The organism is Pedosphaera parvula Ellin514, assembly GCF_000172555.1.
In the GTDB taxonomy this organism is placed as follows: domain Bacteria; phylum Verrucomicrobiota; class Verrucomicrobiia; order Limisphaerales; family Pedosphaeraceae; genus Pedosphaera.
Genome location: NZ_ABOX02000093.1, coordinates 1 through 8,357, shown reverse-complemented (window position 1 = coordinate 8,357; position 8,357 = coordinate 1). Strand labels below are relative to the sequence as shown.

Here is an 8,357-nt window from a genome sequence, read left to right as displayed (position 1 = left end):
AACCACGAGCGTTTTGTTGGCTGGCACGAAGAAACGGGGATTACCGTTGAGTGGCTCAGCGGAGGCGCCGTTCGCAATGGTCAGCGTCAGGTTCGTGGCGAACGTCTCATTCATCCCGGCGATCACCGAGACCGGATTGGTGGCCGTGTTGGAAATCGTCGTTGAAGGAGAGAGGGAGGTGATCACATTGGACAAGCCGGAGCCGTTGCCGGTGAAACTGCCGGTCAGACTGAGGCCGGTCGCATTATTCGTGACGACCGAACCCGGCAATTGCGCCAATGGGACCGTGCCGGCGAGTTGGGAGGCAGGGAGCGTGCCGGTGAGATTGCTCGTGGTGTTTGCGAAAATGGCGTAAGGCGCGGGAGTGATTGGCTGCCGCGGAACAAGTCCAGTGAAGGCACCGGGGCCGTTGGTCCGCACGCCGACATCCAGCCAGAGCTTTGCCCCGGTGAAAATACCGCTTCCGAAATCGAGTGTGACCGTGAACAGGCCGTTGCTCACCGCAGTGGCAGCATTTGTGATGGTGCTGGTGACGGCACCGACGGAACTGGAAGGGTTGTTGTAGAGAGTGAAGGCAAGGTCATAAATGCCAGTGGCGGGATTTGCGCCGGTGTTCAGCCGTCCCTGATAGGTGAAGGCGGTTCCCTGGGCGGCGGCCCGGTGAAGTCCGGCGAACAAGGCCAAGGTGAATAATAGAAAATGCAATTTTGACTTCATATAGTAATTCCGGATTGACCCCGCGAGTTTCGAGACGGCTTTTGTACACCAACCACGGGCTTTGTAGGGGTTACGCGGACGGAATGCAAGCACTCCTCAAAAGTTGCCCGCAGCTCAGGCTGCGAAAGGACCATTTTAAGCACGGTCACTTTTTTTGGCCAAAGCTGGTCGTGGATTGACGGGGTTGATCGGGGGGAATAATTTTATCCAAAGAGAACGGGGCTTTTAGAAGATTTGAGAAGGGCCGTTCGATACCAAAAATTTGAACGCACAGGGAAAGGGAATTTATGGCTGATCAGAAAAAGGTTGTGGTCGAAGCACGTCCGCCGTTGCCGCCGTTTACGCTGGAGACGGCGAAGCAGAAGGTGCGCCTGGCTGAGGATGGCTGGAACACGCGTGACGCGGAGAAGGTGGCGCTGGCTTACACGGTGGATTCGCGGTGGAGAAATCGCGCGGAGTTTGCGAATGGCAGGGAGGAGATTATTGCCTTTCTCAGGCGCAAGTGGGCGAAGGAGCTGGATTATCGGTTGATCAAGGAGTTGTGGGCTTTTGGCGGCAATCGCATTGCGGTGCGCTTTGCTTATGAATCACACGATGACTCGGGAAATTGGTTTCGATCGTACGGGAATGAGAATTGGGAATTCGATGAGAATGGCCTGATGCGCTTGCGTTATGCGAGCATCAATGATTTGCCGATCAAGGAATCGGAACGCAAGTATCATTGGCCCCTGGGGCGGCGGCCGGACGAACATCCGGGGTTGAGTGAGTTGGGTCTTTAAAGGCTCAAGGTGATGCCCAAATTGCAAAGGTCACGATGGCAGCTGCGATCAATGGCTGTAGATGGCGAGCCATGATTGGGCGAGGAAGCAGAGTCCCACGACGCCGAAGCCGAGGCTGACCCACCAGAATTTGCGTTTTTTGGTGAGGACGGAGATGGCGCCGATGGCGATGGCGACCTGGAACATGGTGACGCTGCGGGCGAGGAATTGATGGGTTCTAAGAAAATGTTTGGCTTCCTTCTCGAGGGCTTCGGCTTTTGTCTGGATGGATTCCTTGTCGGCCTTGTATTCGCCCACCTTGGTTTTGTCGCCGTCTGAGGTGGGTTTGCCGAGGGCGGCGAGGATTTCCATTTTGCTGTTGAGTTGCGCTTCCTTGATGCTCTTGGATTGGAAGTAGCTCCATTGGTTGGCGGATTCGATCTGGGAAATCATGGCTTCGTTGGCGTAATGGCCCGCGCTCAGGGAAGCCACGGCGGCCAGGCTGGCGAGCAGGGCAGAACTGAGGGCGACGCCGAGTATCCAGCGTCTGCCGCTGTGCTCGGCTTCATGATGCATCTCTTCGTGCAAATGTTCGGTTGGGACTTCCGGTTCTTCCATGATTTTGATTTTGTCGGTTGAGGAGACTTTCCCTGTTTTTCGGTTTATTGCAAGCCTGGGACGACACACCTCGTAGTTGGCCAACAGATTGTCGGAAGTCTGCCCACGGCCGTCGGAGGCACGCCAGTGGGGCGGGAAGAGGAATGGAGGGAGTCGTCATTCACCGGAAATGAGGAGCTTTCGATTTGAATATAGGTGGAAGAGCAACCGAGGTAAAAGCCCCAATGCCGACCAGAAATGGTGCGAAGGCGTTTAATCCGAAAACCTGATTCCAGCCTTTTGCACTTCCTGATATGGCAGGAGCCAGACCAGTGATTCGTCGTGGAGGTCCACGACTTGAATTCGATTGCCGAACGGATCGTGAAAGTCGCAGCGGAAACCTGGATTCAATTTCAGTCCGTATTTTTTGGTGATCTTCTCCCGCACTTCGGCAAGCTGCTTCTCATTGCGCACCATGATTCCAAAATGTCTCACGCGGTCCGGCTTCATCTCCCCGACTTCGAAGATGGCGAGGAACTGATGCTCGCCGAGCTTGAAAAATGCATCGCCTTCGCCCTCGTCGAGTTTTTGGAGATTAAATACGTCCTGGTAAAACGCCACCGCCTTTTCCACGTCGTCCACTTCGATGGCGACATGGTTACATCCGTAAACTTGAACGCTCATATATCGGGCATTGGATTGGCTGCACCTACGCGTTGCTCTGATTCTGAACGGCGTCCGGAGACGGGTTTATCGGTTCCAAATGCGATCTTAAATGGACGTGGCCTTCCGAAAACTTGCATCCCAACACATCCACCCGCAAAGAGGCCGGCCGCCAATAATGTTCCGCCGACAGCCGAGCGCTTTTCTGCCGAAGAAAAGGCATTGGCAACCAGCAGCCCAAGCCCGAGACCGAGGGCCAATCGGGTGCCAAGAACGAGGCCTAACTCCGGTCCTGTGATTTCCACTTCACCTTTCATAAATAATTGTCCTCCAGATTTGACTGCTTTCGTTTTTTTTGACCGGGCCGAGCTACGTGGCTCTCCGGCGCTCACATTATAAGCTCGCATTCATTCTGCTCAATTCAACTGGTGGATTGAATGAGTGGATCTGTCATCCTCCCAGAAGCCGGGCATTAACACGAGGTGCAACGCCAGAAGCTAAGAAATGTTCAGAATGTAGTGACACTTGGGGTAGGTGGAGCAGCCCCAGAATTGGTTGCCACGATTTGGGCCTCTGCCAGAAGTGCGGAGGACCATTTCGCTTTCGCATTTGGGACAGAGTTTGCGGGTGTCGTTGAGGAGGGAGAGGATTTCGGGGTTTTGCTTCCAGTTTAGGTTCTCGCACAGGGCCATGAGTTCGGGTTCGCCGAGGAGGGTGATGTTGTGCTTCTTCGCGAGTTGGAGGGCGCCGTTGGTGTAGCCTTTCAGGGTGACGTAGATGCCTTGGGAGATTTGTTGGTCGGTGAGAGTTCCGAGGAATTCGCGGATGTTGCGGACGCCGACGGTCCAGCTTTCCCAGTGTTTGCATTGGATGATGGTTTTGATGCCTTCGCGTTCGATGATGAGGTCGACGCCGCCATCGGGTTGGGCTCCGCCGAGGCGATGGATGAAGTAGCCTTTGGAGCGGTAGAGGATGCCGAGGAGTTTTTCAAATTGATACCAATCGATGTGGTGGAGTTTTTCTGAAAGCGTGGGAGCAGGGGCGGTGTGAGATGGTGTCGGCGCGTGGGAGTGGAGAGTGGTTTTCGGTGCCCTAGTGGTTGTGGTTTGGGAGCGATTTTTTCTGGTGGCGATTCGGAAGATGATGAATGCGACGAGCAGGATGAAAAAAATGGCTGCGCCCCAAATCAGCAATCGTGATGCACCTGGGATAAAGAAAACGGCAAGGATAACCAAGCCGGCGAGTTGCGGCAGGGCGTCTAAAGGATCGTTGCGACGGCGACGGCTCATTTGAGGGATTTTGCGGATGCTTGTTCTTTCGCAAGCAAAGCATCCAACTTTTGTTTGAGGTCGTTGGGATAGCGATAATCCTCCTCCTGGTAACGGATGATTCCTTGCTTGTCGATGATGACGTAGAACGGGACTGAAAGCACTTTGAAAAATTCAGTCATGCTCGATGGTGGTTTAAGCCCTACAGTGGGAGTGGGATTTAATTTTGAGATGAGAGTCCGTACGGCGTCAGGGCTCTGCCCGTTATTAATGGCGTAGAAGATGACGGACTTGTTCTTATTAGCCTCTGCGATTTTCGTGAGTTCTGGCAGCGCTCTCATACTGGGAACCGACCATCCGGCCCAGAATTCGAGAATGACAATTTCCTTGTTCCTATGAGAAGCGAGGTCGATCTGCCCACCATCTAACAGCGTTAATTTAAAGTTGGGAGCAGGTTTTCCGATTAATGTTTCCTCTTCGACGGGTTTCCTGATGGCAGGTTCTGTTTTTGAGTCAAGTCGTGTCGCACCGGGAGGTACGGTGAGTTTGAAAATCTCCGGAGACAGGTCCGGGTTGAATCGCCAGTGATCGTAGGTAACTACAAGTTCCATATGGATCTCGGTTTCGCCGGGCTTCTTCATTTCCTGATTTGCCATTTCCGAGAGATCAAATGACATACGACGAGTTACCGGGTAGACATTGTCTTCGATCCAGACGTGGCAATTGGCTTTGGATCGAGTGAATTGGAAATGGTGGCAGAACACGCCATCAAGATTTTCCCTGCCAATATATTTTGAGGTTGCAGCAGCGTCCTTAAGGACATTGCAGTCGGTGCAACTGAGGCAGGGTTTAATGAATTCAAAAGGATTTGGCCGCGAGGTCCAATCGTCCAGGTAAACACCATCGATGTCAGCCAGTGATTGGGGAGCAGTGGTGAGTAGATAATTCTTTTTGTTGGCAGGGTAAGCGAGAATGTTTGAGCCATCTGAAACCAACGTCGGTCCTTCGGATCCCTCTTTAAGGGTTATGTTGAGCCTGGAAGGATATTGAACGAAGACGGAATAAGAGGTTGAATCACTGCCTTTGAAAGTCCCCTGATCGATGTTGAGCTGGACTGATAGATCGACACTAAAGCTTTTTAGGCCCGCATAGAATTCATGATTCTTACGGAGAAGCTCAGCAACTGAGATGGAATTTGTGGTGTCCTTGTGTATGACGGCGGGGGCGGGGTTGTTTGATTGTGCCGGCAATCGGAGGCAGACCAGGAAAGTGCAGAGGAGATAAATGGGCAGAATGTAATTCAACCGGAAATTCCGTTTTGCGCCGAGAGGATATGGATTTTTCACCTTCATCGGGAAATAGGCAAGCAAATCGCTTGCCCATGTTGGAACTGGGCTGAAATTGAAGGTTTATATCAAAACCACTAATCAAGGATTCCAAGAATTGGACAGACGTTTTCCCAGGGTAGGCGCTCAAAGGCAGCGCCAACCGCTGGGCTGTATGCCGCATCCCCGCTGGGGATGGTCTATCAGGCTGCGCGACATTTGGAACGGGGGGGATTTATTTTTCGACGATTTGTTGCGGTGGTGAAGTCGGGTTTGGGTTACGCGCCATCATCTTCTTCGCGGTTGGCCTCATTGAGCGTGGCCCAGCGGGGATCGTTTTCGTGGATGGCTGTTATGCCTGAGATACCAGGCTGGCCTCCCTCGAAGCATCTGGAGATGTGATGATTCACGAATGATCCGAATGTGCCTCTGCGACTTTTCCATTTCTCTCTTTGCTCACATACAAACGTCAAGGAAATGCCCATAAATGATTCCATTAGGTCCAAGGTGTCGGTTTCGACCCAGTGATTGCAGATATCGCAGAGGAGGCGAACCTTGCGCGGCGGTTCTTCGGGCAGCTTGGGATGAATGAAGCTTGGAGTTGGCAGTCCGGATTGCCTGATCTTCTCCTTTACGCTTTCCAGCTCGGCCAGAGCTTCGGAAATTCTTTTTCTCGATAGTTGGATGGAGGTAGTTCCGGTAACATAAAATATTCCCGGTTGATCGATGGGTTGATGAAAATATTTTCTGGATTCGTCGAATTCCGTGGCATCGACGCGCTGGCAGTGCATTTCGATGATGACTCCGCCGATGAATTCTCCTTCGCGGCCGACCGCATTCCGGGCTGCGTCGACCGTCATGCGGACAGCTTCGGCCGGGTCGGTTGCGTTGATGCCGAAGAAATAGGAGACAGCGCCGTGCCAATCGTTTTCGGAACCGGGAAGGTCGCTCCACGGTTCTGGCACGGCGAGGAGGACTGCGACATGAACTTGGAATATCATAGGGTAAAATGGGCTAATTTATTCGGCATCTTCATTTGGAGGAAGCACAGATGTCAGGTCGCCTTGGGCTTTGTCCTGGCCGATGGTGAGGGTGATGGAGAGGCCCTGATGGGTGGTGCGTTTGTCGACGATGCGGGCGTGGAAGGGTTCGGTCCATTGGTCGCGGTTGCGGCCAATCCACATTTCACCTTTGAAGTCGATGGTTCGGCGTGAAGGGATGTTAGAGGTCATGCCGCTTACGCCGTCGAAGTAGCAGCCGGAACGGTGAGACAGGGCGGCAAATAGTCGGGTGGCGATGACTTCGAAGAGGGCGCTGAGGTCTTTTTCGTGGAGGTCGAGGGGTTCGTGGGCGTGGAGGCGGTCGATGGTTTGTTCGAAGCGTTTTGCGAGTTCGGGTGGGAGTAGTGGTTGTGGATTGGGTTCTGGCTTATACATCCTTCAGTGATTTGGATTTTGGAACGACTGGAGGTGTTTGTCGAGGAGAAGAATGGTGTGATGCTCGCTTGGACTCGCGCCTCCGGCAGTCAGTTTGATTGGAGCGGGATGGTTACCTAGGGCGGCACGCGCGCAGGGCGCGTTTGCCCTGGGCTGAGCTGGAACGATTCAGTTGGAATGGGAGCGTTTGCTTGATTTTTTTGCCCAAAGGCTTCGTTGTTCGTCGCTTATGTATCTGGACTTCGATATGCTCGCGACTCACGCCTCGCTTTGGGCAAAAATCTGCTGCGCAACCACTTCCCATCAAACTGAATCGTTCCGGCTGAGTTAGGGCGGACCTTCAGTCCTTTCCATGGTGCCTCTGATGAGGCGAGCAGGAGAGGGTTTTTGGATTTAGGAAATAATTGGGCGGATGTGGAGAATTGTGAATGGCGATTTTCGATTTTAAGGCGACACGCTAGAGCGTGGACAACGTACGAGGGAGGTCGATTGAGGAGAATGGCGTGGGACGAACAAGGCGAGGATGGTGGATGGTGAAAACGAAGAAAGGGAGTAACCTCAGAGGGCGTCGGAGCGTCCAGAAAAGGACAGGCTAGAGTTATATGGACAAGCAGAATGTAAAAAAGTCGATTGAGACGAAAGAAAGGTTTGTTGCTGGTAAGGCCGGGAACAGAATTTTTGCTTTTACCTTGATTGAGCTACTCGTGGTGATTGCAATTATTGCAATTCTCGCGGGTATGCTATTGCCCGCATTGGCGAAGGCGAAGGAGGCAGGTCGTCGCATTGGATGTGTTAATAATTTTCGTCAGCTCGGTCTTTCACTGCGACTTTATGCGGATGATAACGAAGGTTACTATTCTCTCCGCTCGAAAACTGTTCGCTGGCCTGAGGCGTTGAAAGATGGGTATCAAACGACGAATATTTTGGTCTGCCCCGCCGATCCAAGGCCACAATCCACGACCAACGATCCGGTTAACCATCCTTTTGATTGTGCGCCGCGCAGCTACATGATCAATGGCTGGAACGACTATTTTTCATCCACGTTAAGCGTTGCCGATTACGCCAGTTACATGACAGGGACTTATCCTTCCGGAATGAAAGACAACGCGGTTTTGCATCCTTCTGATACGATTGCCTTTGGTGAGAAGAAAAGCATCAGCGATCAGCTTTCAAAGCAGTTTTACATGGACTTTGACCAGGGATACGGTAACGACAGTGATCAACTCGAGAAAGGCCGCCATTCCGGGATGGGTTTCTCAAATGGATCAGGTGGTTCCAACCATGCCTTTGTGGACGGGAGCGCGAGGTTTCTTAAATTTTGGGATGGTCTCAGACCGCTTAATCTCTGGGCGGTGACGGACGCTGGCCGAACCAACTACGCTTTCCACTGAGCCTTAATCAAGAACCGGCAGAATCTTTAACGGTCAACTTGTTTCATCAAGTTGACCGTTTCGTTTTTGTACATCTGGTGGTGAGGAATGTACTTATATGGACCTTCGGTTGGGCGGGGAGGTGGATGGGTTGCTCGTTTGGGCCGAAGGGGATTTTTAGCTGTATACCTGGGCCTGCGCTCGGTGACTCGCTTCAGCCCAG

At 52.7% G+C, this 8,357-nt stretch carries 10 protein-coding genes; 2 read left to right on the top strand and 8 right to left on the bottom strand.

Annotated features, from left to right (window positions below):
- Positions 1 to 717 (bottom strand): DUF8740 domain-containing protein (locus CFLAV_RS31285; protein WP_007418959.1); only part of this gene is annotated, 717 nt, incomplete at its 3' end.
- Between the two features lie 287 nt (positions 718 to 1,004).
- On the opposite strand from CFLAV_RS31285, the gene CFLAV_RS31280 reads away from it, so the two are divergent.
- The gene (locus CFLAV_RS31280) at positions 1,005 to 1,496 is read left to right on the top strand and encodes a nuclear transport factor 2 family protein (RefSeq protein ID WP_007418958.1); all 492 of its coding nucleotides are present in this window, start codon (positions 1,005 to 1,007) and stop codon (positions 1,494 to 1,496) included.
- A 48-nt stretch (positions 1,497 to 1,544) separates the two neighbouring features.
- Here CFLAV_RS31280 and CFLAV_RS31275 read toward each other — a convergent pair whose 3' ends face one another.
- From CFLAV_RS31275 to CFLAV_RS31245, 7 genes are all read right to left on the bottom strand, one after another.
- Positions 1,545 to 2,093, bottom strand: coding sequence for a DUF4337 domain-containing protein (locus CFLAV_RS31275; protein WP_007418957.1), 549 nt, complete (start codon positions 2,091 to 2,093; stop codon positions 1,545 to 1,547).
- A 252-nt stretch (positions 2,094 to 2,345) separates the two neighbouring features.
- A complete protein-coding gene (locus tag CFLAV_RS31270; RefSeq protein ID WP_007418956.1) occupies positions 2,346 to 2,756 on the bottom strand; it encodes a VOC family protein in 411 nt (136 codons plus the stop codon).
- Positions 2,753 to 3,052, bottom strand: coding sequence for a hypothetical protein (locus CFLAV_RS33585; RefSeq protein ID WP_150107703.1), 300 nt, complete (start codon positions 3,050 to 3,052; stop codon positions 2,753 to 2,755). The genes CFLAV_RS31270 and CFLAV_RS33585 overlap by 4 nt, the downstream gene beginning before the upstream one ends.
- A 180-nt stretch (positions 3,053 to 3,232) precedes the next feature.
- The gene (locus CFLAV_RS31260) at positions 3,233 to 4,024 is read right to left on the bottom strand and encodes a restriction endonuclease (protein WP_007418954.1); all 792 of its coding nucleotides are present in this window, start codon (positions 4,022 to 4,024) and stop codon (positions 3,233 to 3,235) included.
- The gene (locus CFLAV_RS31255) at positions 4,021 to 5,349 is read right to left on the bottom strand and encodes a DUF2092 domain-containing protein (protein ID WP_160164706.1); all 1,329 of its coding nucleotides are present in this window, start codon (positions 5,347 to 5,349) and stop codon (positions 4,021 to 4,023) included. The genes CFLAV_RS31260 and CFLAV_RS31255 overlap by 4 nt, the downstream gene beginning before the upstream one ends.
- A gap of 257 nt (positions 5,350 to 5,606) precedes the next feature.
- Positions 5,607 to 6,329 (bottom strand): hypothetical protein, encoded by a 723-nt coding sequence (locus CFLAV_RS31250; protein ID WP_007418952.1) that lies wholly within the window; start codon positions 6,327 to 6,329, stop codon positions 5,607 to 5,609.
- Positions 6,330 to 6,347: 18 nt separating this feature from the next.
- Positions 6,348 to 6,764 (bottom strand): hypothetical protein, encoded by a 417-nt coding sequence (locus CFLAV_RS31245; RefSeq protein ID WP_007418951.1) that lies wholly within the window; start codon positions 6,762 to 6,764, stop codon positions 6,348 to 6,350.
- Between the two features lie 602 nt (positions 6,765 to 7,366).
- On the opposite strand from CFLAV_RS31245, the gene CFLAV_RS31240 reads away from it, so the two are divergent.
- Positions 7,367 to 8,155 (top strand): prepilin-type N-terminal cleavage/methylation domain-containing protein, encoded by a 789-nt coding sequence (locus CFLAV_RS31240; RefSeq protein WP_007418950.1) that lies wholly within the window; start codon positions 7,367 to 7,369, stop codon positions 8,153 to 8,155.
- Positions 8,156 to 8,357: the final 202 nt, after the last annotated feature.